A 25270-nucleotide genomic window follows, 5' to 3' on the forward strand; every position below is an offset into this window, starting at 1 on the left:
CGCAATGGCCTAAGCCCGGGCCATCATGCCCAAGGCCACCTACACTCCGACTTCTAAGCGCGCCGGCTCAAGCTCACCTCAACTTGGCAGTCTTCTCATAAGCCGCTTGAGCTTTTTACGATCAATGAGCATAACCCCTAGATCATCTGCCAGGGCGATTGCCGAGTCGGAAAAGTCACTGTTGGTGATCACCGCTGCTTGATCAAGTTTATAAAATTGATGGCCGGCCCAAACTTCCTGCACCGCTTTATTGCCGACAAAACCGGTATAGCGTTTGCATTGAAACCCAATGGACTGCCCTTTTTTTCGAGCGATAATGTCGATCCCCTGATCACCGGAAGCTTGTGTCAGTTGAATATGTTTAAACCCGTTCCGCTTCAACAAGTATGCACAAAACTCCTCAAATTTCTCGCCTTCCATGATATCGACATTTTCCATTTTTAAATCACGGAAGCGAAAATGGTGATGGTACAGCCAAATGGCATTCACCACCACAAACAGACTAATGATCACAAAACTTGCCGGATCGCCATATGGTCGCAACTGCCGGGGCAGAATGTCGCGGGCCCAGAAACTGTAAGCAAGTGCCAGAATAAATAGTGCCCACAGTAATTGATAGGCCTTCTTAAGTAACGTTCTCATGGTTCCACCCTTCTCTTTCCTTATCAAGCCTAGCAGATTCAAGTCATGATTGCATTGAATCTGGAGCAATTTTTCTGTAGGCTTAAACTATTGAGAGAGGAAGCGTTTTCGCCATGAAACTAAGCGCCAAAATTTTTGCCAAAGTCGGTCAGGAACGAATTACCCAGTATACTTTGGTGAATGATCATCACATGACCTTACGCTTTTTAACGTTCGGTGCCCGGGTCCAACAGGTTCGTCTGCCTAACGCGACCGGGTTTGACCCTAACTTACTGCTTGGATTTGTCACTTTAGAAGACTATCTGCACCAGCCGGGGTTTTTCGGCGCCATGACCGGTCCGCTGCAACCAGCGGAAGCGAATGTCTCTGGCGCATGGCAAAACTGGAACTGGGCGGTGAAAACCAGTCAAGAGCCTGATTTAGTCATCACGTTCTCGCTAGACTTGCCAGAAGGGGCTGATGGCCAGCCCGGCACGCGTCAACTTAGCATTACCCACCGACTCAACAATGCGAACGTCTGGACAATTGACATGGCGATCCAAACCAGCGCTTCAATTCGTTTACATCCCCGCCTGGTATTGCCTTGGTTGCTCACGGCTGATCCCGCGCAAACGATGATGCAGGCTAAATTAACAATTGCCTCTCAGCCAACCGCAATTGGAAAGCAACCAAAAGTTTATTCCGAGCAGGACTATGGTTTGGCAGCCGCTGATTGGCAACTCCATTACCTGACTGATGCGTCAGCTACCCGAATCGATCCGTTCGCCGACGTTGGTACGCAAAACAACTTCAACGGCATCCTCGGACAGCCGCATGTGGCAATCGGCTTTGCTCCTGAAGCTAATTTGCAAGCTCAAGCCTGGGAACTTCCTGCAGGTGCGACATGGCGCCATCATGCTGAATATCACCTAGACATTCGGCAGAAGTCGTAAACCAGACTCAGTTGTGTCTAACAAACGCATTTAGTTGATCAAAAAACCTTGTACGCGTGACCCGCACAAGGTTTTTTGATTGCCAATATTCTGGTTAATAGTTCAGGAAAACATCTTTATAAACTTTCACACTGTCAAAAACATCTTGAAGCGTCACATATTCGTTGGTCTCATGTGATGTATCATTTCCCGGCCCATAAATTGCCAGATCTAACCCATCGTGATAGAACAAGGCCGCATCCGTAATCCCGGTCCGATACGCCACTGCCCCGCGGTCAAGCCCGACACGTTGCCGGGCCTGCTGAACGGCCTCAATCAAGGCATTGTCAGGCGAAGCAGCGGCCGCACCCAGCACTGAGTCAATTGAAAGTGACAGATGCACGCCTTTTGGTACAGGCGTTTTCGCCGCTTGTTTTAGCGCCTGAATAAACGCATCATTGTCGGCAATCATGGTTGTGCGAATATTGCCACGCAGATAGGCCGACTCAGGTAGCGAGTTGATCTGGTTCCCGCCATGAATAATATCAATATTGTGCGTAGCGTGTCCCAAAATCGGATCATCCTTGGCCTGCAATGGCGCTGTTGCGGTCAACGCCGCATTAGCAAATGCAAACAAACCGTGAATGGCATTGGCCCCAAGATCCGGACGCGATGAATGTGCTGCTTTACCATGTGCCGTCAACGTATAATCGATAATCCCGCGCTCAGCCGCATCTACGTTACTATTGCCAGGCTCTGCCACTAAAAGACCATTGAGGCGGTCGCCATAACCCGCTGCGGCCAATTGCCGGGCGCCATAATTATCGATTTCTTCACCGACAGTGGCCATCAACTGAATCCCATGATCCAGTTGCGCATGCGCGACTTGTTTCAAAGCGACAACCACCGCTGCCAACCCGGATTTCATATCCGTTGCCCCGCGGCCATATAACTTGCCGTCTTTTGTCTGTCCTGAAAACGGTGGAAACTGCCATTTAGATTCATCGCCAGCATCGACGACATCCATATGCCCGTCGACACCTAACCACCTTTTGGCATTTGGATCACCAACGGTCAAAACCAGATTATCCCGTCCAGGAGCATAAGTGACCCGCTCGCGCTTGATTAAACCGGCTTGCAACTCAGGGGCTAAATAAGCCTCAATCAAATCAGCAACTTGACCTTCTTTTGCGCCGACACTCGGTACTTGTACCATTGCCTGCAATAAATCAACGACTTGCTGCTCTTCATCTGTCAATCCAAAACCTCCGCTTCTCAAAACTCATGATTACCGATTCTAAAACTACTTTCGCCGAAAACGCAGTAACGCATGGCCTAAGATGGGTGTGACAATACCACCTAGCAAAGCTTCAGCAACCGCGTTAATGGCCAGCGCCGTGATCAGCAGCCACCCGAGATTGGAGGCGTTGGCACCTGGCACAATTTGCGCAGCCTTGCTCGAAAAAAGCAACCAGGTAAAGCCAATGACCAAAAGTGTGTTGGTCAAGGCACCGGCCACACCGGCAAATACCATTTTAATCGTTTGCGCCAGCGCACTTTGATGGCGTTTAAACATTTGGTGAAAGATAAACGCCGCCACAAGACCAACCATGACGCGCGGCACCAATGCAATAATCGGATTACGAAAAAGCAATAAAGTCACAGGATCCGTCGCTGACGTATAAGCACGAATCAGGCTCGTCAGCCCCCATAATAAGCCAAGACTGGCACCGCCGCCATATCCTAGAACAATACCACCAATAATCACGGTCAAATGAATCGTCGAAATGGCAGGCCAGGCTGGAAAAATCTGAACATAACCCACCATCGGAATATAAGCCTGGAGGATAATTAAAGCACCGAGAATCCCAATAATAGCAATGTTATACGCTTTCCCTCGACGCGTCATGCTAGACACCCCCTATTTGTTTACAGTTAGCTCTATCAGATTATACACGTTCCAGGCAGCACCAAACAAGTTCAGCTTTCAGTCAGGACTTGTCAACTTTTCGCCATTCTGGGGTTCAACCGAATAGTAAATTTTTGTTGACTTTGATCATCTGATTTTCTATAATATTGCTTGTGCTTAAATATCCATGCGGGCATGGCGGAATTGGTAGACGCGCAAGATTAAGGATCTTGTGAGCATTTTTGCTCATGGAAGTTCGAGTCTTCTTGCCCGCAGTGTAAAAAGATCCGACCAACAACGATAACTTGTTGATCGGATCTTTTTTAATGATTGGTTATCCGTAACCGCTTAATTCGAATGAGATAGGAGTAACTTAAAATGCTTCGTGAAGCCCAATTTGTTGATCTGTCTGCAATCGTGGATCTTTACCAACAGCTTACAACGGAAATGGCGACATTGGCGCCGGACACGTATCGACCATTAGCCACTGATAACCGCCAGTATTTTGCCGATTATCTGCAAAACGACCTTGCCCGGTTATTTGTGACCGAAAGTCATGGGAAACTTACCGGTTTTGCCTTGGTTGTCTTAGCACAAACCAGTGCAAGTCCTGAATTTGTGCCGCAACATTTTGCCCAACTCATCGATCTCTTTGTCATCCCTGATCAGCGTCATCACGGCTTGGCGAAACAGCTGATGGCGGCGGTCGCGGCTTTTGCTAAAAGTCACCAGGCTTCTTTTATTCAACTCAATGTCCTCAGTGCCAATAAGACGGCTCGTGAAGTATACGCCAAAGCCGGTTTTGAACCAGTCAATTTAACGTTACAAAAGCCACTCAACTGATCACCGTTTTTTGTAGTCGCAACTTGCCTCGGCAGTGGCCACAGGCATACCGTCTGACGTCAATCCGCCGCCGACGAATGAATTGCCGACCGCATTGCGTACAGACATAAACATATTGACGACCGGTCGTGGGCAGCGGCGGAGCAAAGCGGGACCCGCCAACTGCTGCCAGTAATTGGCGGAAATCATGATCGCGGTGTTGGTACCCGCGATGCTGAGCGTACAAATGATAGTGCACCAGTTCATGCTTGATGATGCCATCGGTGATTGCCGGGGGATAAGCGGCAAAGAGTTTGGGGTTAAAGTCTAAATTCATGTCAGCTGGATGAAACCGGCCGCCGGTTGTTTTCAAGCGTGCATTGAAAAAGGCGTGATGGCGGAACGGCTGGTGAAACGCCGCCATGGAGATTGCCTCCACACGTGCCTGTAGTTCTTGGTTTGTCATCGTTGAACATTACCTCCGAGCCAACAGTGTACATCAAGTGATGCGCGATTGCACGAATGACGCTGACCGCTAACCTGTTCACAAACAATCTATACCAATAATACAAAAATCGGTTCTAGGCGTTCATGCATGATTGATGTGCACGATCATCTAGAACCGATTTTTAATGTCATTGCAAAATTAAATCTGACTCACACGTCACGCATTTTTTATGCATCGAGACGCATTGATTTGAATGCTTCAGCTAACTAAAAATATTATTTTAGCTGAAGAATGCCAACACATCGTTACGGGTTAGCGCAGCTTTTCTCTTTTGATCAAAATCAGCCACAATCTGGCCGGCATCCAAAACGATTAAGCGCGTGCCATAGCGTAACGCATCTTCGACTTGATGGGTAATCATTAAGCAGGTTAAATGTTGATCCGAAACAATTTCGTTAGTCAGCGTCATGATTGATTGGCTCGTGTGCGGGTCCAGTGCTGCCGTGTGCTCATCAAGTAATAGCAGATCAGGCTCTCGCATGGTGGCCATTAACAGACTCAGTGCCTGCCGTTGCCCGCCGGAAAGTTGTTCAGTCGGCTTATCAAGCGCTTCAGCCAGACCATTTCCGGTTTTGGCCGCAAGTTCTTTCAGCCGATCCTTTTGCGCAGTAAGTCCCCGTGAGCGCAAACTTAATCGCTGGCCACGGTGACTGGCTAATAGCAAGTTTTCGGCGACCGTCATCCGCGGGGCTGTGCCCATTTTTGGATCTTGGAAGACTCGGGCAATGTGGCGTGCCCGTTGCTCGGGACGTTGCCCATTCAACTTTTTACCGGCTAAGGTCACCGTTCCTCCGCTCACCGGCAGATCACCGGTAATGGCGTTAAACAGCGTCGATTTTCCTGCGCCGTTATGGCCCAAGACTGTCACGAAATCACCTGTCTTGACCGTCAACGTCACGTCTTGAAGTAAGGTTTTTACTTCCGTTGCGACCGGGACATTGACTGTGACGTGATCCAATATTAATTCAGCCATGTGCCTGCACCCCTTTTTGCAAAACTCGCCGTAATCGCAGTTGATGATCGATTTGCGGCACCATGATGGCAATAGCTAGGACTACTGCCGAAATCAATTTCAGGTCGTCGGCGTTGAATCCCAGCGCCAAAACCACTAGCAGGACAAATCGATAAAGAATGCTGCCTAGAATAACAGCCACTAACCGCTGCGACAAAGTCAATTCGCCGAAAACGACTTCACCGATGATGATGGCGGCAAGCCCGATAACAATGATCCCGATGCCCATATTGACATCCGCATAGCCATTGTTCTGCGCTAACAGGCCACCGGCAAGTCCGACAAGCCCATTCCCAACCATTAAGCCAAGCACCATTTGATGATCAGGATCAATCCCCAAACTACGCGCCATGTTCGGGTTATCTCCGGCAGCGATGAAGCCCTGGCCCAACTGGGTGTTTAAAAACAGCATCAGTAATCCGACGACAACGACCGCAACCACCAGCCCAATCACAACGCTGTTAAAGTATGGCGGCAGATCCTTCAAAAACGATTCCTGAAAAAGATTGGCTTGGTGCAACAAGGATAAGTTCGCCCGGCCCATAATTCTTAAGTTAATCGAAAACAAACCGGTCATAACCAAAATACCAGCGAGCAAGACCGGAATCCGTCCTTTTGTCGTTAATAAGCCTGTTGCCAAGCCCGCCAGCATCCCCGCTCCGGTAGCAAGCAGTGTCGCAATGATCGGCGAAATGCCATGGGTAATCGCGCTGACCGCGACTGCCGCACCAAACGGGAAAGTCCCTTCAACTGTCATATCGGGAAAATCCAGAACCCGAAACGTTAAAAATAAGCCAAGTCCGATTAACCCATAAAGTAATCCTTGACCAATTGCCGAAACGCCTAAACTCATTTGATCACCGTTCCCTTCGTCTCTGCCTGCTTGACTAACGCGCTAGGTAAGGTCAACCCTAACTGTTTTGCCTGTTTCTCGTTTAAAATAAGCTCGCCTGTTTTTTCAAAATGAATGGGCGTCGTTGCGGGTTTGGTTTTGCCTTTCAAAACATCCGCTAACATGTGTCCGGTGACGACACCTAAATGAAATTGGTTAATCCCAATCGTGGCGACCCCGCCTTGTTTAACCATGGTATCGACAGTCGGAAAAATTGGCACCTTGCGCGCATTAGCCGCCGCAACCAGCGTTTGCATCGCGCTGGCAACCGTGTTGTCAGTCGGCACGAAAACGGCATCAACTTGGCTGACCATTTGACTTGCCACTTGGTTTAAATCATTGGTGGAACTAATGGCATACCGTTTCACCGTAAACCCTTCTTTTGTTCCGAGTTTTGCCACCATTTTAGCTTGTGTCTGGGCTGAGTCGTCGCTAGAAGTGGCAATCACACCCAGCGTTTTGGCGTCAGGCATGATCTGGCGAATCAGCTTCAGTTGGGCCGCAATCGGCGCCTGGTCAGAAACACCGGTGATATTGCCACCCGGTTTTTTGACATTTTTGACTAATTTAGCCGCCACCGGATCGGTAATGGCGCCAAGAATAATCGGCGTTTTCTGGTTGACATTAGCCAGTGCCTGAGCCGCTGGGGTTGCAATTCCCACAGTAGCCGCCGCATTTTCTTGGGTAAACCGTTCCGACATTGACTTCAGATTGCTCTGATCATTTTCAGCATTCTGGAAGTCAATCTTGATATTTTTTCCGTTAACGTAACCCTTGTCCTTTAACCCTGAAATAATGCCTTTATGAATCGCATCCAACGCCGGGTGGGTCGTCAGTTGTAAAATTCCTACTGTTGGCTTTGTTTGCGCCTGTTGCGTTGTCGTACCGCTTTGAAAATATGCAATGCCTAAAAAGCCGAAGATGATGATGATCAATCCAAGCATTCGCTTCATGCGTGTTCCTCCAATTGTTGTGATTTTTGGTTGGTTGTGATGAGGTTGTTATGTGTGTCGAGCCGTGACACGTTTATCGACATGTAAAGGTCTTGTGGTCGCCATGGCTTATGCCTTTCCAACCATGGCAGCTAGTTCTAATGACGTCTGGTCGATAAATCCTGCTTTCGCTTTCAATAACGCGCTCCCCGGCGCAGGGGTCTGCGTGTAAGGACCTCAGTCGCAATGGCCTAAGTTCGGGCCATCACGCTTGAGGCCACTTACACTCCAACCCCTAAGCGCGCCGGCTCGCGCTCACATAAAAATTGCCGCGGCAGGTTTAGACCTTCGCGGCAAATAAAAAACCGCATAGTCCCGTTGTGGGGTATCTATGCGGACAAATTGATCAGAAGCCAACATAGACACAACCTGCGCGTCTGGCAGGTTGCGTCTGCAACCTACCTAAAGTTGGCTTTGCCAAGTTTTTAAGGTAAGCAGTGCTTTCATGTTGGTTTCCTCCATTCGTTTAAACTTGAAATAAGTTGGTAAATTAAAGATACGTGAGCAAACTTCTCATGTCAAGCAAAAATGATTCTTTGATGGCGTCAACTTTTCGTGGGTTCAAATCTGAATTTTTTGCTAGAATGATTTTTCTTTTGACGACAAGTACGGCGATCACCCTCTGGCCGCAGTGTTGACGAAGTGAGTGGCGCTTATCACAGCTGGCGCCGTGATTTGTTCGAATATTGCTTGTTTCTGATTCGATTTTCGGAACAAATGGTTTGTCGCTTCAACTTCTCCCGACCAAACCGACTGCTTGCTCTTCCTTCTATATCGACGTTAAGGCCATATAGCTGATAGTTCTCTTAAACTTAGTGCTTGGACAGGCTAGTGTGTGATGCCGTATTGCCAACCGCGATGGCGGCCACTGGCTAGTTCCACAAACGATGCCTCGACTGCCTGGGCATATTTGGCCATCTCTGATTTATAACGAACCTTGATCCGATCGTCGATGCGAATATCGATTTTAGCTTTGTGTTGGCGCTTGGCATTGGCTTCCAACTTTTCAAACACATGACCGCCTTGGAAAACGAAGACCCGAGTCTGGGATAAACTATCCGTTCCTGCCTGCGACCAGCCCATAGGCCGCGAGCTAAAGCGTTCTGAGAGCATATGACTAATATGATCTTCAGCTGAAGTTCCGTGAAAGCCTGGCGCGTGATTGGCTTGGATTTGTTTCCAATTATGCCGAATTAAAGTCCGTGCGTGAAGGACTGTTTTACGTTCTGATGGACGCAGTTGGGGATCGTTGAGCCGCACGCGGAAATAGTCATTGAGATAACTGGAGTGCCCCTGCATGGCCCAGCTCATTAAGATATCGCCGAGATTGCCTGGGACGCCGACTGCCGCTTGTTTGCACGCTTTACGCAGATGAAACTTGTCATAGACCAACGTACAGTTTGGTAAAAAATCTGCGCCTGTCTTGATCCAATTCGCACCATCACCAGCTAGGAAGAAATGTTTGGGCATCTGACCGCCATATTGTTTCATGATGCAGTCAAGCACCGTCTGCCAGATCTCTTCTGTCCCTTCAGTTCCGGGATATTCACCCGTGATATAGAAGGGACGGATCAAGCTGAACTTTTTCCCAATGGCCCGGTATCCCTCGTGTACGTAAACCATTTTAAGAAAATGATTGGTGCCATCCTGGTGTGGCACATGATCTTCATCGGCTTCAACGAACAATGTCTCAGGGACCGGCACGGGTTCATCCTCAAGCTGATCTAAAGCTGAAATATCTTTCCCTGAGCGGTGGACGACATGCATCACCGCACTCCTGGAGATCTTGGCTTCGCCGCCATGACGTTCACCTGATTGTTTGTATGATAAGCGGGTCGCATCTTCCAACAATTCGGCTTTGAGATCGAGTGAGAGCCGACTGTGCTTTTCAATGCCCGCTACTTCATCCAGCAGGAAAAGACGTTCATTGGTTCGTTTATCCTCATAGTATCGACGAGTGAAAACCAAGGGCCCAATTGATGAAATAAAGGTGCGCTCGCGTTTGTCCTTGATTCGATAAAACTGACGGCGATAGGAACTTTCCATGATGACCTGGTCTTTTTCCTCCAAGACTTGGCTAATCAATTGGCACAGATGACTTCTGAAATCCTGCTTACTGGCCAAGACCATCTGACTTAGATCCACCTTCCCCTCGATCAAATCTGTGGCTAAAGAACTGAACTGTTTTACCATATCTAAGATGATTTGTTGTAACATAGATGGCAAGAGCGAATTCCTCCTAAAGCTAGCTTGTTTTTCTTTCCAGTTAACATTCTAGCACGAAGGGATTCGCTCCCTTTTTGTCTATTCACATATCACCCACTTAAACTTTACGCCATGTGATTCTTTTCACGAAGAAATGTCAACCGCAAGCGATATTGTCTTAAGTAAGCAGTTAGCCAAAGTGTCACAAAAACTGTAACCTCTTAGAAGATACATCTAGGAGGAATCACATGAAGAAGGTTGTCTTAACAGTGAAAGAAGAAGAACGTTACCGAGTCATCAAAGCAGTGGTCAATGGTAAGACCTCCGTGCAACGCGCAGCCGTTAAGCTCAAGCGCTCCGAACGAACCATCTACCGATTGATCAAGCTTTACAAGCAACAAGGCAAAGACGGCTTTATCCATGGCAATGCCGGTCGTGAGCTCGCCAACAAACGCAACGCGCAACTCGAACGCCAGATCATTCATCTGTACACCAACAAGTATGCCGGATTCAACATCGCCCATTTTCACGAGTTCTTAACCACTGCCGAACAAATCGCCATCTCCGAATCCTCACTCCGGCTCTTATTCAGACACCACCACATTCTGTCACCCAAAGCCCATAAAGCCACCAAGCGCCGAGTCAAGCGTGAGTTAAAAGAAAAAGAAAAGAAGTCCAAGCTCCTATCCAAACGTGATGAAGCCACCTTGTCAGCCATCGAAGTCGTTGAAAACATCAAAGCCCATCCAGAACGTCCTCGGAAACATTATTCTGGTGAACAGGTACAAATGGATGCTTCCTGGGAGTATTGGTTTGGCACTCAAAAAACCACCTTACACGCAGCCATTGATGATCAGTCCGGGAACGTTGTCGGCGGCTACTTTGCCAAACAAGAAACACTCAGCGGCTATTATCATGTGTTTGCCCAAGTCCTTCGTGATTATGGCGCTCCAGCAGAATTCCTAACGGATCGGCGCACCGTGTTTAACAGCAACAAAAAAGAGGGCTCACCTTCGACCGAGAACCCTCTCACACGTTTCGGTTATGCCTGCCAGACACTTGGAACAGAACTTTCGGTCACCAGTATTCCGCAAGCCAAAGGCCGTATAGAACGTCTTCTGGAGACTTTTCAAGATCGGCTCACAAGTGAACTGCGGTTGCATAACATCACCACAATCGCAGATGCCAATCGGTTTTTGGTCGGCTTTATCAAGCGTTACAATGACCGCTTCGCATCTACCATCAAAAGTAGCATGTCGGTGTTTGATAAGCAACTAACACCCAAGGAAATTGACAATATTTTGATCATTGCCAATGAGCGCAGCATCGGCCACGGACATTGTGTTCGCTTTGATAACAAACGCTATCTGCCACACCGGAATGGCGAATTGGTTTACTTACCACCGCATACAAAGGTCTTAGTCATCAAAAGCTTCACAGGCAGACTTTATATGACCACTGATGATGACCAGGTGTACGATCTTTTCTGTGTGCCAAAAGAACAGTTCATGTCAGCCAAATTCGATCTTGCGCCAGCGGTGGCACCAACTCCTAAACGAACCAAGAAAATCCCGGCAATTACGCATCCGTGGCGCCGCGCCAACTATCGCGATTACCTTGATTCTCTTGGCATTAACAGGACAAGGGTTAAACAGTTGGTCGCCGAACGATATCCATACAAGAATTCACAAGCGATTCAAGTCTAATCAGGATCATCTCGCGTCCAGTTTTCGGACGCATGTTTTGTGGAATTTACTGTCAAAGTCGAAAATCGCTTGACAGCAAAAATGATTCTTTTCACGAAGAAATCACTGTAAGATCGCTGAAATCTTTTGAATTTGCTTGGTAAATTTTTGGATCGCTTCGTCTTGCGCTTTTTCGGCTGCATTAAACGCTGTGACATCCACTTCTAAGTCCGGCTTGAGGCTTTCGGTCATGGCTTCACACGCCTCCGTGAAGGCCGCAAAGTTGTGAATTAGTGTACGATGCGGCCCAACCAACCGTGCGGGAACCGCGACTTCTTGCAATCGAGTGAGTAACTTTTTGTACGCATCGGTACCCTCACGAAACACGACCCGCGTGTCATCATAGGTGCCCTGATCATAATCGGCCAATTTGCCGGCATCAATCGCTTCACGTAACGGTTCAAACAAAGGCGCCATCTTTTCCTGATTGTCCTGAGTTTGTTCCACCACATCATTGATCGTGGTACCATAGTGCGCCATTTTAATTTGTTGCTTGTTCATGAAAAGCACGAATCCTCTCTTGAAAACTAATCCATCAATTTTTTCCGAATGCTGAAGATTTACAGACCGCGCCGCTTACGCCGAGCACGTTCGAAGATCTTGACGATTTCCACGAGCACAATCATGGTAACCCCGGCGCTTAAAACCGTTAACCATTGGTGCCAATCCAGCGTTGTTACGTGGAATAGTCCATTAAATCCCGGTACCAGAATGGTGACAGCCAACAACACAAAGGAGGCAAGAATCGCCCAGTTGAAAGCTTTATTTCTGAAGGCACCGACTGTGAAGAGGCTTTGATGAATGCTTTTGACGTTAAAGGCATGGAAGAGCTGAATCAAGCCCAAAGTAGCATACGCCATCGTCAAAGCGTCCGCATGCATCGCTGCTTGACCACTGTGAACCGGATACGTGATGGCAAACCAGTAAACGCCTAAGGTCAATAGGCCTTCAAGAATACCCTGCCAGATGACCGCTGGACCGACGCCGCCTGAGAAGAAGTTGGATTTGCGACCGCGTGGCTTTTGCTTCATGATCCCTGGCTCTGTCGGTTCAACCCCAAGAGCAATCGCGGGGAAGGTATCCGTCACCAGGTTAATCCAAAGAATGTGCACCGGTGCCAGGATATCCCAGCCAAGCATGGTCATCATGAACAACGTCAGCACTTCGCCAAGGTTGGCAGACAACAGATACTGAATCGCCTTTTGAATGTTGGAAAAGACTTTTCGGCCTTCTTCAACGGCCACAACGATCGTGGCGAAGTTGTCATCGGCTAGCACCATGTCAGAGGCACCCTTGGAAACTTCTGTGCCGGTGATCCCCATGCCAATGCCGATATCGGCGGCCTTCAAAGCAGGCGCATCATTGACACCGTCACCGGTCATGGCAACAACTTTACCTTTTTTCTGCCAGGCGTTGACAATCCGAACTTTATGCTCTGGTGCCACTCGTGCATAAACGCTGTATTTACCAACATTTTTGGCAAATTCTTCGTCACTTTGCTGATCAAGTTCGGCGCCGGTAATGACAGCATCATCATCACCTTGATCGATGATCCCCAGCCGAACCGCAATTGCTTCAGCAGTATCGCGGTGATCGCCGGTAATCATCATTGGCCGAATCCCGGCTGATTTTGCTTCTGCAACCGCTGCTTCTGCTTCAGGCCGCTCCGGATCGATCATTCCGACCAAACCGGCGAAAATCAGATTATTTTCAACCGTTTCCGAGTTGACTGGTTCAGGAACCGAATCAATGACCTTATAAGCCATGCCCAACACCCGCAAAGCTTGGGTGGCCATGTCTTTATTGGCCTTTAAAATGGCATCTCGTTCGCTGTCAGACATCGGCGCCGCCTGATCACCAGTGGCCAGTTCGGTTACCCGCTTGAGCAATTCATCCGGAGCACCCTTAGTTGTCACCAGAATCTTGCCATCTGCCCGCCGATGAAGGGTCGACATCAATTTACGTTCGGAATCAAACGGTACCTCATCAATCCGCGGTTCGTCCGCCAATGCATGATTAAGATCAAACGATTGGGTCTTCCCATAGGCGACCAACGCGGTTTCGGTCGGATCCCCTAGCAATTTGCCATCATCTTGAACCTGTGTATCGTTGGCAAAATTCATAATGGTCATGAGCGGATTACCGCCATGTATACCATCGCTGGCATTATTTAACTGACCGTCGTAATAAACCTTCTCAACGGTCATTTTATTCTGCGTCAACGTACCGGTTTTATCACTGGCAATGATATCGGTGCTGCCTAAGGTTTCCACGGCAGGTAGCTTACGAACCAAGGCATGCCGCTTGGCCATTTTCTGGGTTCCCAATGCTAAAATAATCGTCACAATTGCCGGCAACCCTTCTGGAATAGCCGCAACTGCCAAGGACACCGCCGTTAAGAACATTTCCGGCAAACTTGCTGCATTGCGCCAGATGCCGACTGCAAAGACAATCACCGCAATGACCAGAATCATCACGGTCAGTGTCTTACCGAGACTCTTAAGGTTTTCCTGCAGCGGGGTCGTGGTTTCTTCTGCGGCATTGATCATCCCGGCAATCCGGCCGACTTCGGTTTTCATGCCGGTTGCAACAACCACCCCGACGCCGCGGCCATAAGTGATATTGCTATTCATAAATGCCATGTTGGTTCGGTCACCGATGCCAACATCATCATCGTCCAGCGGTGCCGTGGATTTATCAACCGGCACACTTTCACCGGTCAAGGCACTTTCTTCGATTTTTAAATTAGCGCTCTCCACCAACCGTAAATCAGCCGGAACCACATCACCGGCTTCCAGCAACACGATATCGCCGAGAACCAGCTGACTGCTTGGAATCGTCAAAACCTGATCGCCACGCCGAACATGCGCATTCGGCGTTGACATCTCTTTGAGCGCGTCGATCGCTTCTTCGGCCTTGCTTTCCTGAAAAACGCCGAAAACGGCATTCAGTAACACAACAGCCAAAATAATCCCGGCATCTGCCCATTCACTCAACAAGAACCCGGCAATCAAAGCAGCGGCAAGCAAGACAATGATCATGAAATCCTTGAACTGATCCAAAAAGCGCGCCAACATGCTCTTTTTCTCGGCCTGGGCCAATTCATTCGGCCCGTTTTCACCCAACCGGGTTTGTGCCGTTTCTTTAGATAGTCCAGTCAATTGGGTTTGTTCCTCTTGCAAAACTTCTTGACTGCTTAATGCATATGGCGGTTTCTTTGCCAAAATAGTGCCTCCTTCTTTGTTTGGGCCGGTAGCCAAAAAGAGACTTATGGCCTACCAGCAGTAGATCCATAAGTCTCACTATTTAAGACAACACCAGACATAGCCTTGTTGGTGATGTTGTCGCAGAAAAGCTCTGCTAGTTACTCCCCTATGTTGGTTCAAGTATATCAGGTCAAAGCAGCCTTGCGCAAGCGATCCTTAAAAATCTAGAGCGTGAACTGGCGCGGTTAGAAGTCGGAGTATAAGTGGCCTTAGGCGTGATGGCCCGATCTTGGCCATTGCGCCTAAGGTCCTTATACGCAGACTTCTGCGCCAGCGAACGCGTTTCAACAGAGCGTGAGCAGGCCCGGTCAGAAACCGGAGTGTAAGCGGCCTTGGGCGTGATGGCCTGGTCTTTGGCCATCGCGACCAAGGTCCTTACACGCAGGTTTCTGGGCCTGCGATCGCGTTTCGGAGCCGGATTGCCTCACAGGCCTTATTCCCCCAAGCTCAGGTTCCCCCAAGCTCAGGCTTTGGCCATTGCGATCAAGGTCCTTATACGCAGACTCCTACACCAGTGAACGCCTTTCAGCAAGCCGAATTAATTCACAAAGGGTCGGCCCGGCCTAGCCCTTTTGCCGCAATGTTTGGAACAAACGAACAGCTTCATCGTGAAGATTGAGCGCATGCGAATTATAATTGCTCAACAAAATCACCGCATCTTTGCCATCGTGGCTAATAGCAGTTGATGCCATTTGCCCGGCCACAGTGCCATTCGTTGAGTAAAAATCGCTATGATTATAAATGCCTGCCGTATAAACCCCGTCATCGCGATTGCGCAAGGTCTTTAACGCTGACAACGGCAAAACTTTTCCATCATCGATGCCCCGCAGCAACCGATACAAATCAGCAACAGTCGTATACATATTGCCGGTACCCAGCTCGCGGTTGTACCACAGTTCTGGTTCGCCAATGGAGGTTTGATAAGGATTCGTTACCGGCCCCGTGTACGTCAATGAGCGGTTGGTATCTGTCAGCATTCCCGGCAAGAATCCGGTGTGTCTAAGCCCCAATCGGTCAATAATCGTCTTTCTGATCTGCTGCTCATAAGAACGGCCAGCGACTTTTTCAACCACACCGGCGAGTAATTGGTAATTAACCGCCTGGTACGCGTAGTTTCGCTGCGGTAAATAGGTCATATTGCCGATTGCCCAGCGAATAATACCGGCATCGTCCATAACGGAAGGCTGATACTTTTTAAGCGCAAAACCACTACGCATATCGATCATCATGCGCAATGTCACCTGATCACCGGTTTTGATGCCGGATAAATACTTGCCAACCGGATCATCCAAATGCAACTTGCCTTCTTCAGCCAGCTGCATGACGGCAACTGCAGTGACCGCTTTTTGGATCGATCCGATCTGGAACAAAGTCGTTGGCCCATTAACGCGTTTCGCTGCGGCATCGGCGTAACCCACGCCGCCATTGAAGATAATTTCACCCTGTTTGATGATCAAAGCACTGCCAATAAATTTATCGTTTGTTAAGGTTTCTTTGAACGATTTGCCTGCCGATGTGTCGATCGGCCGGTCCAGACGCTCATCAAAATGCGTTGCTGCCGTTTGCACGGCTTCACGGTGAGTCGCCTGCTCATGCCGCTGCGACGACAAAACCTTAGCCTGTCTATCCGGAATAGCTATCTTCTTCTGCCAGACAAAAGCCACAGCGCCTAATAAAAGTGCACTTAATGTCACAATGCCTAACCAAAGAGCCCAACGATGACGCACTGCGTTTCAACCTCCTACTGCCATGTGTACCAAAGCATACCTTAAACCAGCGCAAAAAAACAGCCATAACACCTTTGAGAAAAGTTCGCTGATGTCGGCTGTTTGCCATGCTTATTTCCAAAAAGTATCAAAAACCGTAATCGGCAGATGGCGCTTATGTGCGGTTTTCTGGTACCAACGTTCGATCGTCTCGGCAGCATGGTCACTCACTTGCTTGCCTTCTAGATAATCATCGATGTCCTTGTATTTGACGCCAAGCGCAACTTCATCTGGCAAAGCCGGCCGATTGTCTTCGAGATCGGCAGTCGGCGCCTTCTGATAAAGATGTGCCGGTGCGCCTAGTGTCTTTAACAAAGCCGCACCTTGGCGTTTGTCCAAGCGATAAAGCGGCGTCAAATCGGCACCGCCGTCACCAAATTTGGTATAAAACCCGGTGACCGCCTCCGCAGCATGATCCGTGCCAATGACGGCGCCGGACATATTACCGGCGATCGCGTATTGGGCAATCATGCGCATTCGGGCTTTAATATTGCCCTTGTTAAAATCGGAAATGGCTGATCCGTTGGCTTCCACTGCCGCGACCATGGCATCGACACTAGGTTTAATATTGACCCGTTTAACCACGTCTGCCTGCATGAAGTCAATGGCTGCCATGGCGTCCGCCTCATCGGCTTGTTCGCCATAAGGTAGACGAACGGCCACAAATTGATACGCCTGATCGCCGGTTTCGGCGCGCATCTCTTGCATGGCTTTTTCCGTCAACGTCCCGGCAAGCGTCGAGTCTTGGCCACCGGAAATACCCAAGACATATGTTTTCAAAAACGTATTTTTCTTAAGATAGTCTTTTAAAAAATCAATACTCCGCCGAATCTCGGTTTCAGGATCAATTGTTGGCTGTACGCCTAATGCTTTAATAATCTTTGCTTGTAATGGACGCATTACTTCACTCCCTTAATCATGTCATGATAAAGTGCTTGGGCTAGATCCCGCGTCACCTGATCCGTATTTGCCAACAGCACGACCGCATTTTGACCGCTGCTATCCATGACAGTTGCCGCTGATTGTGCGGCCACAACGCCATGCGTCAGCGTGTAGTTGCCAAAATTATACACACCCGCCGTGTATTGGCCTTGATTCAGATCACGTAATGTGGCGACCGATGAGCGCCTGATAATCTTGCCTTGATTGATGGCCGCCATAATCTGGTATAAATCACCGGCACTCGTGTAAATATTACCAGTCCCCAATTCCCGATTATAATTCAAAGACGGCTCGACGTAACGGCGCGAATAAGGATTCGCCTTGGGACCATTATACCCAAATGATTGATTAGGTTCACGATACAATTCAGGCATAAATCCTGAATGCGTCAACTTTAACTTTTTAAATATTTCCTGCTGAATTAAGTCGGCGTATAAATGACCGGTCACTTTTTCAATCACTCCGGCTAATAAAACAAAATTAACCGGTTCATACGCGTACTGTTTCGCACCATAATTCAAATTGGCGATCGACCACCGGACAATTCCGGCATCTGATAGTTGGGTCGGTTGATTCCGCTTCAATGAAAAGCCGCTACGCATATCCAACATCATCCGCAACGTTACCTGTTTGCCCGTGCGAATGCCTGGCAAATAGCGACTAATCGGATCCGTCAGGTGTACCTTGCCTTGTTCCACAAGTTTCATGAGCAAGACTGCGGTAAGCCCTTTTTGAATCGAGCCAATTTGATACAGACTCTCAGGCCCGTTCAAACGACCGGATTCAGCGTCGGCATAGCCCAACCCCGTGTTCAGGATCACTTTCCCTTTGCGCATCATTAAAACGGTACCGCTAAAATGATCGGCTTCCAGTTTTTTTAAAAACGGTTGCGCTTCTGAAGGGATAACCTGTTGCATCAACCGATCAGTGGTGTTCGTTGCCTGACGCGTGGCATTTTGCAGGCGTTGCTCGATCGCGCGATGCCGATTCAGCTCGGTTTCATACTTGCGCCGGGCGCGTTCTTCTTTGGCTTCAGTTTGCGGGCGGAGATAAAAGTAATCATAACTGCCATAAACCGCGATGCCGATGACAAGGCCGGCGAAGAGTCCCAAGATCAACCAGCGTGTCCAACCCCATTTTTTTGCGTGTTTCATATTATTCCTCGCGGTCAGCAACCGCCGATTTCACTTTTTTAATTAAGTCCATCTTGTTATCCCACACCCGCTGCGATAAGTCGACCGGATAGTCTTGCGGATTCAAAATGCGCCGATATTCATCCCACAAAGCATTGGTACTGCGGGTGGCATATGCCTGAACCTCAGCGAGCGGCGGGGTTTGATAAACCTGTTTTCCCTGATCGTAAATGAGTTGCAACAGTGGCTTGGCTTCAAAGTTTTTAACCGTTTTATTGATATACGGAAAATTGGGGTGGAACATGTAGAGGCTGCGGTCAGTGTCAATCTGCTCATCCGCCAAGGCCACGTAATCGCCTTCCGATTTACCGTCATCCCGACGCGTAATCCGCCAAACCTGTTTCTTGCCTGGCGTCGACACCTTTTCGGCATTATTGGATAACTTAATCGTGTCATGCATCTTACCGCTGGCATCTTCAATCGAGACAAGCTTGAACACAGCCCCCAACGCTGGCTGGTCGTACGCGGTGATCAGTCGGGTACCAACACCCCAGATGTCAATTTTGGCACCTTGCATTTTCAGGTTTTGAATCGTGTTTTCATCGAGATCATTCGATGCATAAATTTTTGCCGAAGTATACCCGGCATCGTCTAATTGCTGACGCACACGCTTGGAAATAAACGCCATATCGCCACTGTCAATCCGAACGCCAAGGAAATTGATCCGGCCTTTAAACTCATTAGCCACTTTAATTGCCGCGGGAACACCGGAACGCAATGTGTCATAAGTATCAACTAAGAAAACCACATCCTTGTTGCTCTGCGCATAGGCTTTAAAGGCATCGTAGTCGTTGCCATAGGCCTGAACCAGCGAGTGGGCGTGGGTGCCGCTAATCGGGATACCGAACTCTTTACCGGCCAAAACATTACTCGTCGCGTTAAAACCGCCAATGTAAGCTGCCCGAGTGCCCCACAATGCCGCCGCGGTTTCCTGTGCCCGGCGTGTGCCGAATTCCATCAAGGGGTCGGCGCCGGCAACACTGCGAATCCGCGCCGCTTTGGTGGCAACAAGCGTTTGATAATTGATCATGTTCAAAACAGCGGTCTCTACTAATTGTGCCTGCGCCAGTGGCCCTTCGATTTGCCAGATCGGTTCATTATTGAAAACTAGATCCCCTTCTAAGGCCGATCGCACCGTGCAGGTAAATTTAAAATGCCGTAAGTAATCGATAAACGCGTCCGAATAATTCGTCTGCGATTGAAGATAAGCCAAGTCGTCTTCGGAAAAACTGAGGTGATTCAGGTAATCAATCACATGCTCCAACCCGGCAAATACGGCAAACCCCGAACCAAATGGTAAATCCCGAAAGAAAACCTCAAATACGGCGTGACGTTCACTGATACCTCGTTCAAAAAATGTGTTCATCATATTCAATTCATAAAAATCGGTGTGGAGTGTCAGTCCTTCACCCAATTGCGTAGCCATCATCTTTCCCCTTCCAGCAACATACAAAAACAACGTACGTTAACTTTTGAGCATTTAATTCAATCATATAGGTAATGATTATATACCACTACGGACTGCTTTGCAGGAAGCGTGCTGGGCCATTTTTCTCATCATCGCAAAAGGCCAGAAAACAATAAGTTCTGTTTTCTGGCCTTTTGGTCGTGCTAATACTGATTCATTACCGCTCTAGATAAAACTCAAATCGCTCGCCAACATACTGCGTGCGGACATATTCAAACGGTGTGCCGTCGTTTAAGAACGAAACCTGCCGCAGACGTAGAATTGCATCGCCGCGTTTGATTGCCAAGTATTCGGAAATCCGCTCGCTGGCCAACATCGCACTGACGGTTTGCTGCGCGCCACCAAGAACGTAGCCGCCTTTTTTCTCCAAGGTGTGATAGAAACTAGCCGTCATTTCTTTTTTGGTGAAGTTCTTGACCAAATCATACGGCACGGCAGCTGTTTCAAAGCTGATCGGCACCTTGTCGGCATACCGAATTCGTTCCATCCGCAGCACTTGCTCGCCTGGAGCCAGTTTCAACTTTTCAACTTCCGAACTGGTTGGCTGGGCCACGTGATAAGATACCGTCTTGCTGGATGGTACCTTACCTTGGGCCTGCATCAAATCCGTGAAGCTAGTTACGCCGGACATTTTTTCTTGAACTTTTTGATTTGCGACATACGTTCCGGAACCCACGCGTCGTTCTAAAATACCCTCGTCGACTAAAGTCTGAATGGCCTGCCGCAACGTCATTCGGGAAACATTAAAGGTCACCGCGAGATCGCGTTCGGAAGGAATACGATCGCCGACCTGCCATTTCCCGGCTTCGATATCAGCCCGAATCGCGTTATGAATTTGAATATAAACCGGTACCTCCATCAATCATCATCTCCAATACGTGGTTCAGTCTTCAGTGTCATGTTTGACGCCATAACTATAAGTGGCAATGAGATCATGGTTGCGATCCAACATGTTAATGTCGGCATCCTTACCAACTTCAAGAGTTCCTTTGGACGTCAGATTGAATTCGCGAGCCTGATTGACTGACGACATTTCAACTGCATCAAACAGGGAAGCATCCATGAAGCTCATCGCATTTTTAAAGGCATCCTTGTACATTAAAACGGAACCGGCAAGCGTACCATCGGCTAACCGCGCCTGTTTATCTTTAACATACACCGTCTGGCCGCCTAATTCACTTTTTCCTTCCGGCATCCCTTTGCTGCGCATTGAATCGGTGACCAATTCAATCCGTTCCGGACCTTTTTGATCAAAGGCCAAGCGTAACATGTCAGGCACAATATGGAAGCCGTCGCAGATCAATTCGCAGTACATATTGTCTTCAAGCATCGCGTGGCCAGTGACGCCTGGCTCACGGTGACGCAACCCACGCTGTGCATTGTATAGATGAGTCACATGGGTCGCTTTGCTTTGCAGCATCTGTTCGCGCGTTGCATTACTGTGGCCGACTGATGGCACAATGTTGTGTGCTAAAAGATAATCTTCAAATTCGCGGGAACCTTCATCTTCCGGCGCATAAGTGATCAGCTTAACCAGACCGCCGGATAATTCCTGCCATTGTTTAACTAAATCGATATTAGGATTCTTGATATATTCTTCTGGTTGGGCACCCTTGAAGACCTTGCTGATGAAGGGACCTTCGAGGTGGACACCTTGGATAATGCGATTGCGTTCGGCTGCCTGTTTCACGCCGCGCATGGCCTTATCAATATTTTCGGTTGATTGTGTCATCGTGGTGGCAAAAAGGGTGGTAACCCCTTCGTGCGTCATCATTTTGGTGGCCATTTCATCAATCTGATCGGCATCACCATCCATAGCATCAAAGCCATAACCGCCGTGAGCATGGACATCAATGAATCCCGGTATCAACGTTTTACCTTGAACGTCAACGACCTGTTCACCAGCCTGAGCCTTATAATCAAACATATCGCCAACCGCCAGAATCTTGTCGTCAAAGCGGATATAGCCATCTTCAATGCGTTCCAATCCTGTATAAATTGTTGCGTGTTTCAATACCGTAACCGTCACAATACCACTCCTAATCATTTAATGTCCTGACTATCACTAACCAGTATAACCGGTATAGACCAGAGTTGCAAGGTGGCCTACCTCGTATTTACAGGAAGTTTAATTATTTTTCATCCCTGCCGATCTTTGGCAATCGTCGCATCGACGCCTTTGACCACAGCGGACATCAGCCCGGCTTCTTCCATGGCCAACAATCCGGCAACAGTGGTACCGCCCGGGCTGGATACCTGATCGATCAAGTCAAACGGTGATTGGGTACTTGCCAGAACATTTTTAGCACTGCCCATGACGGCTTGGGCAGCAATGGCAGTTGCTTCACTTTTTTCTAGGCCGTACTTGACACCGGCGCGGGCAAGACTGTCTATGAATAAGTAAACAAACGCCGGAGAAGACCCAGCCAATGCCACGAACGTTGAAAATTGGTCTTCCGGTAACGACATGGTTTTGCCTAAAACATTCAGCAAGTCCAAAAGGCCATCCAGTTGACCAGCTACCGAATCATTCGCGGCGTAAGCGATCATGCCGGCATTAATTGCGACGTTCACGTTTGGCATGATCCGTAAAATCGGTTGGTCATGATCGTTCAATGCTTCTTCTAACGCCGCCAGCGAAACGCCGGTTAACATTGAAATCACGGGTACATGCCGTTTCTTCAGGGTTGCCCCGATGGCACTTAAAATCGGTGCACCCAGTTTCGGCGCGACCGCCAGAAAAACAACATCGGCCGCTTCGGCAACCGCCTGATTGCTGTCTAAAGCTTTGACGCCGACTTTGGCTGCATAGGGTTCATAATGCAGCGGGTGACCACCGTGAACGACAATGTCCGCTGGATTGATGGCCTTTTTGGCTAACAATCCGTTAATGATCGCTTGCGCCATATTGCCGGCACCGATAAATCCAATTGTCATCCTTATTCTCCTTTAGTTTCTTGTTTTGATTGGTGGGCATCAAACCAGTCCGTAATCGCGGTTAGACGTGCGATCCGCAAGTTGGGTAAGCCACTGCGGGATAAGTCGTGGTTTGATTTCGGGAACCGCATGAATTTGGTTTCAACGCCATGTAGTTTCAACCCGATATAAAATTCTTCACCCTGGCCGATCGGACACCGTTGATCGTCTTCGCTATGCATCACCAGCGTCGGTGTTTTGGCAAAATCGATATGTGCCAATGGTGAGAAATCCCATAGCCCTTGCACATCTGACAAATCGCCGCTCCACTTGCCTTCCAGCTCCCAAGGCGTGAAGTAATACCCGATGTCGCTGGTGCCATACATACTTAACCAATTGGCAATCGAGCGCTGGGTAACGGCCGCTTTAAAGCGATGTGTGTGGGTCACGATCCAATTCGTCATGAAGCCGCCATAAGAACCGCCGGCAACAAATAAGCGCTCAGGATCAATGGTCGTATCCAATTTCAAGGCCTCATCAACCGCGGCCAAGCAATCTTGATAGTCATCCTGGCCGTAATGTTTAATAACCGCTGCCGTGAACGCTTCACCATAACCTAATCCGCCCCGTGGGTTGGGACAGATGACGCCATATCCCTTGGCAGCCAGATATTGCATTTCATGAAAGAAGGTATACCCATAACCAACTGCTGGGCCGCCATGCACATATAAAATGGCCGGATGCGATGCGGCTGCTTTTTGCGGTGGGAAATACCAACCCTCAATTTCAAAACCAGCACGATTGAAATTAAAAGTCTGTGGCGTAACCAACCCAAGCGTGCGCGTAACCCGCCGATTTGGGTCATATAAAACCGTTTCCTCTTCGGAGGCCAGATCAAAGTACACTAATCGACTCGGAACGGTCATCGTGCTTTCAGTGAACACGACGCCACGGTGATCAGGTGTCAAGGCAAAATCCGTCACGTGACGCCGACCGTCAATCAACGGCGTCAAGCGCTCATCCGGTCCACCAGCGTATAGGCTCGTCTTCCCGTGGTCAAAACCAATCGTCAGATAATAATCGGCTGTGACAAAATCGGCCACTTTGCCTGATAGATCCTGCTGAAAGTCACCATTAACATAGCCCGGAATGTCAAAATCAACGTCATCAGCAACGTCCTGCAGTTTCTGACTCTCTAAATCGTAATGCCATAAGTGGCCTTGCGACACATTAGGTAAATGATTGTCAGAACCATGCAGCAGCAATTGTTGCGAATCCGCTGAAAAGGCTGCTGGGGTTAATTCTGCTTGCGGCAAATGCTCATTCACCATCGTCACCTGCTGCGTGGTTAAATCGAGCAAATAGGCAGCTTGGCTAAAGTCGTTGGGATCATCCGGTAACCGTTCCGCAGCAAACGCAATTTTTTTGCCGTCCGGCGCGATTGCACCAATTTGGAAGTCATGCTGGCGCTGCATCACGATGTGGCTAGTTTTTTGGCGTCGTTGCTGCACCCGCAATTCGTAAGTCACGTTTTCCGGCAACAAGCCGACACCATTGAGCTTATACTGCGCGCGCGTGACCGTCACCGGCTGCGGTTTTTTGGCATCTTCCTGTGATACCTTCTTTTTGGCGCCAATCGTTGTTTGAAGAAAAACAGCCTTGCTATCAGGTTGCCAAGCGAAATCCGTCACGTTCTCTTTTTCAGCCGTCAACTGGTGGGCCACGCCGCCGTCAACTGCTTGCAGGAAGACCTGCGTTGTTTTGTCTGCAGCTTGGCTCAGGAACGCCAACCATTGCTGATCCGGGCTTAGTTTAGGATGCCGGTCGTGTTTTTGGTCAGTCCCATAAACGGTCATCTGGCCACGCGGATTCACGAAACAAAGCCGCTGGTAATAGGTATTGTCCGCCTCCGAAATCCGGTTTTCCTGAAAAAAATAGCCCCGATTTGTCGCAATTGGATACGATAACGATACCAATTTGAAAAGATCCGTTGCTTTTATTGCCATGCAATCACACCCTTCATTGTCTTGCTTTAAGCGTAGCGGTTGGGCTATACCGTGTCAAACTACTGGACCGGTGAA

Annotated in this window: 21 protein-coding genes and 1 tRNA gene; 4 read left to right on the forward strand and 18 right to left on the reverse strand. The window is 48.8% G+C overall.

The genetic code is table 11. From position 1 onward, the window contains the following. Window positions 1-78: 78 nt before the first annotated feature. Window positions 79-642, reverse strand: coding sequence for a restriction endonuclease (locus tag LHUE1_RS14100; RefSeq protein WP_049172304.1), 564 nt, complete (start codon window positions 640-642; stop codon window positions 79-81). A gap of 113 nt (window positions 643-755) precedes the next feature. Between LHUE1_RS14100 and LHUE1_RS14105 the strand changes: the two genes are divergently transcribed. Then, window positions 756-1574, forward strand: coding sequence for an aldose epimerase family protein (locus LHUE1_RS14105; protein ID WP_049172306.1), 819 nt, complete (start codon window positions 756-758; stop codon window positions 1572-1574). Between the two features lie 94 nt (window positions 1575-1668). Here the strand turns inward: LHUE1_RS14105 and LHUE1_RS14110 are convergent, their stop codons facing one another. Further along, entirely contained in the window at window positions 1669-2811 is a 1143-nt protein-coding gene (locus tag LHUE1_RS14110) for a M20 family metallopeptidase (protein ID WP_277848091.1), read from the reverse strand. A 45-nt stretch (window positions 2812-2856) separates the two neighbouring features. Next, a complete protein-coding gene (locus LHUE1_RS14115; RefSeq protein WP_049172308.1) occupies window positions 2857-3462 on the reverse strand; it encodes an ECF transporter S component in 606 nt (201 codons plus the stop codon). A 189-nt stretch (window positions 3463-3651) separates the two neighbouring features. Here LHUE1_RS14115 and LHUE1_RS14120 point away from each other — a divergent pair. Further along, a tRNA-Leu gene (locus tag LHUE1_RS14120) sits at window positions 3652-3737 on the forward strand. A 103-nt stretch (window positions 3738-3840) separates the two neighbouring features. After that, a complete protein-coding gene (locus LHUE1_RS14125) occupies window positions 3841-4305 on the forward strand; it encodes a GNAT family N-acetyltransferase (protein ID WP_049172311.1) in 465 nt (154 codons plus the stop codon). Here LHUE1_RS14125 and LHUE1_RS14130 read toward each other — a convergent pair. The 5 genes from LHUE1_RS14130 to LHUE1_RS14150 form a co-directional block, all read right to left on the reverse strand. Further along, window positions 4298-4750: a SprT family protein gene (locus tag LHUE1_RS14130; RefSeq protein WP_049172313.1), complete on the reverse strand. Its 453-nt coding sequence runs from the start codon at window positions 4748-4750 to the stop codon at window positions 4298-4300. The genes LHUE1_RS14125 and LHUE1_RS14130 overlap by 8 nt on opposite strands. Before the next feature lie 262 nt (window positions 4751-5012). After that, window positions 5013-5765: an ABC transporter ATP-binding protein gene (locus LHUE1_RS14135; RefSeq protein WP_049172314.1), complete on the reverse strand. Its 753-nt coding sequence runs from the start codon at window positions 5763-5765 to the stop codon at window positions 5013-5015. Beyond that, the gene (locus LHUE1_RS14140; protein ID WP_010487627.1) at window positions 5758-6657 is read right to left on the reverse strand and encodes an ABC transporter permease; all 900 of its coding nucleotides are present in this window, start codon (window positions 6655-6657) and stop codon (window positions 5758-5760) included. The genes LHUE1_RS14135 and LHUE1_RS14140 overlap by 8 nt, the downstream gene beginning before the upstream one ends. Further along, window positions 6654-7649, reverse strand: coding sequence for a tryptophan ABC transporter substrate-binding protein (gene trpX / locus LHUE1_RS14145; RefSeq protein ID WP_049172316.1), 996 nt, complete (start codon window positions 7647-7649; stop codon window positions 6654-6656). The genes LHUE1_RS14140 and trpX overlap by 4 nt, the downstream gene beginning before the upstream one ends. An 867-nt stretch (window positions 7650-8516) precedes the next feature. Further along, a complete protein-coding gene (locus LHUE1_RS14150; protein WP_049172318.1) occupies window positions 8517-9905 on the reverse strand; it encodes an ISLre2 family transposase in 1389 nt (462 codons plus the stop codon). Between the two features lie 236 nt (window positions 9906-10141). On the opposite strand from LHUE1_RS14150, the gene LHUE1_RS14155 reads away from it, so the two are divergent. After that, window positions 10142-11599, forward strand: coding sequence for an ISNCY family transposase (locus tag LHUE1_RS14155; protein WP_213291524.1), 1458 nt, complete (start codon window positions 10142-10144; stop codon window positions 11597-11599). Window positions 11600-11701: 102 nt separating this feature from the next. On the opposite strand, the gene LHUE1_RS14160 is transcribed toward LHUE1_RS14155, so the two are convergent. From LHUE1_RS14160 to LHUE1_RS14205, 10 genes are all read right to left on the reverse strand, one after another. Beyond that, window positions 11702-12139 (reverse strand): hypothetical protein, encoded by a 438-nt coding sequence (locus LHUE1_RS14160; protein WP_049170078.1) that lies wholly within the window; start codon window positions 12137-12139, stop codon window positions 11702-11704. Window positions 12140-12198: 59 nt separating this feature from the next. After that, complete coding sequence (locus LHUE1_RS14165) at window positions 12199-14862, reverse strand: cation-translocating P-type ATPase (protein ID WP_049170074.1); 2664 nt, start codon at window positions 14860-14862, stop codon at window positions 12199-12201. A 605-nt stretch (window positions 14863-15467) separates the two neighbouring features. Then, the gene (locus tag LHUE1_RS14170; protein ID WP_049170072.1) at window positions 15468-16631 is read right to left on the reverse strand and encodes a serine hydrolase domain-containing protein; all 1164 of its coding nucleotides are present in this window, start codon (window positions 16629-16631) and stop codon (window positions 15468-15470) included. A 111-nt stretch (window positions 16632-16742) separates the two neighbouring features. After that, a complete protein-coding gene (gene nadE, locus LHUE1_RS14175; RefSeq protein ID WP_025012659.1) occupies window positions 16743-17570 on the reverse strand; it encodes an ammonia-dependent NAD(+) synthetase in 828 nt (275 codons plus the stop codon). Continuing rightward, a complete protein-coding gene (locus LHUE1_RS14180) occupies window positions 17570-18766 on the reverse strand; it encodes a serine hydrolase domain-containing protein (protein ID WP_049170071.1) in 1197 nt (398 codons plus the stop codon). The genes nadE and LHUE1_RS14180 overlap by 1 nt, the downstream gene beginning before the upstream one ends. A 1-nt stretch (window position 18767) precedes the next feature. Further along, window positions 18768-20231 (reverse strand): nicotinate phosphoribosyltransferase, encoded by a 1464-nt coding sequence (locus tag LHUE1_RS14185; protein WP_152902738.1) that lies wholly within the window; start codon window positions 20229-20231, stop codon window positions 18768-18770. A gap of 199 nt (window positions 20232-20430) precedes the next feature. Beyond that, window positions 20431-21132: a GntR family transcriptional regulator gene (locus LHUE1_RS14190; protein WP_047107608.1), complete on the reverse strand. Its 702-nt coding sequence runs from the start codon at window positions 21130-21132 to the stop codon at window positions 20431-20433. A gap of 24 nt (window positions 21133-21156) precedes the next feature. Then, a complete protein-coding gene (gene nagA, locus LHUE1_RS14195; protein WP_049170065.1) occupies window positions 21157-22302 on the reverse strand; it encodes an N-acetylglucosamine-6-phosphate deacetylase in 1146 nt (381 codons plus the stop codon). A 110-nt stretch (window positions 22303-22412) separates the two neighbouring features. Continuing rightward, the gene (gene proC, locus LHUE1_RS14200) at window positions 22413-23210 is read right to left on the reverse strand and encodes a pyrroline-5-carboxylate reductase (RefSeq protein ID WP_049170064.1); all 798 of its coding nucleotides are present in this window, start codon (window positions 23208-23210) and stop codon (window positions 22413-22415) included. Between the two features lie 2 nt (window positions 23211-23212). Continuing rightward, complete coding sequence (locus tag LHUE1_RS14205) at window positions 23213-25195, reverse strand: S9 family peptidase (RefSeq protein ID WP_049170061.1); 1983 nt, start codon at window positions 25193-25195, stop codon at window positions 23213-23215. Between the last annotated feature and the right edge of the window lie 75 nt (window positions 25196-25270).

Origin of the sequence: Lacticaseibacillus huelsenbergensis (assembly GCF_029726355.1) — a bacterium.
Taxonomy (GTDB): Bacteria; Bacillota; Bacilli; order Lactobacillales; family Lactobacillaceae; genus Lacticaseibacillus; species Lacticaseibacillus casei.

Coding starts and splice junctions, on each gene's coding strand:
- LHUE1_RS14100 (WP_049172304.1), bottom strand. CDS start 642: ATGAGAACGTTACTTAAGAAGGCCTATCAATTACTGTGGGCACTATTT.
- LHUE1_RS14105 (WP_049172306.1), top strand. CDS start 756: ATGAAACTAAGCGCCAAAATTTTTGCCAAAGTCGGTCAGGAACGAATT.
- LHUE1_RS14115 (WP_049172308.1), bottom strand. CDS start 3,462: ATGACGCGTCGAGGGAAAGCGTATAACATTGCTATTATTGGGATTCTC.
- LHUE1_RS14125 (WP_049172311.1), top strand. CDS start 3,841: ATGCTTCGTGAAGCCCAATTTGTTGATCTGTCTGCAATCGTGGATCTT.
- LHUE1_RS14130 (WP_049172313.1), bottom strand. CDS start 4,750: ATGACAAACCAAGAACTACAGGCACGTGTGGAGGCAATCTCCATGGCG.
- LHUE1_RS14135 (WP_049172314.1), bottom strand. CDS start 5,765: ATGGCTGAATTAATATTGGATCACGTCACAGTCAATGTCCCGGTCGCA.
- LHUE1_RS14140 (WP_010487627.1), bottom strand. CDS start 6,657: ATGAGTTTAGGCGTTTCGGCAATTGGTCAAGGATTACTTTATGGGTTA.
- trpX (WP_049172316.1), bottom strand. CDS start 7,649: ATGAAGCGAATGCTTGGATTGATCATCATCATCTTCGGCTTTTTAGGC.
- LHUE1_RS14150 (WP_049172318.1), bottom strand. CDS start 9,905: ATGTTACAACAAATCATCTTAGATATGGTAAAACAGTTCAGTTCTTTA.
- LHUE1_RS14155 (WP_213291524.1), top strand. CDS start 10,142: ATGAAGAAGGTTGTCTTAACAGTGAAAGAAGAAGAACGTTACCGAGTC.
- LHUE1_RS14160 (WP_049170078.1), bottom strand. CDS start 12,139: ATGAACAAGCAACAAATTAAAATGGCGCACTATGGTACCACGATCAAT.
- nadE (WP_025012659.1), bottom strand. CDS start 17,570: ATGCGTCCATTACAAGCAAAGATTATTAAAGCATTAGGCGTACAGCCA.
- LHUE1_RS14180 (WP_049170071.1), bottom strand. CDS start 18,766: ATGAAACACGCAAAAAAATGGGGTTGGACACGCTGGTTGATCTTGGGA.
- LHUE1_RS14185 (WP_152902738.1), bottom strand. CDS start 20,231: ATGGCTACGCAATTGGGTGAAGGACTGACACTCCACACCGATTTTTAT.
- LHUE1_RS14190 (WP_047107608.1), bottom strand. CDS start 21,132: ATGGAGGTACCGGTTTATATTCAAATTCATAACGCGATTCGGGCTGAT.
- proC (WP_049170064.1), bottom strand. CDS start 23,210: ATGACAATTGGATTTATCGGTGCCGGCAATATGGCGCAAGCGATCATT.
- LHUE1_RS14205 (WP_049170061.1), bottom strand. CDS start 25,195: ATGGCAATAAAAGCAACGGATCTTTTCAAATTGGTATCGTTATCGTAT.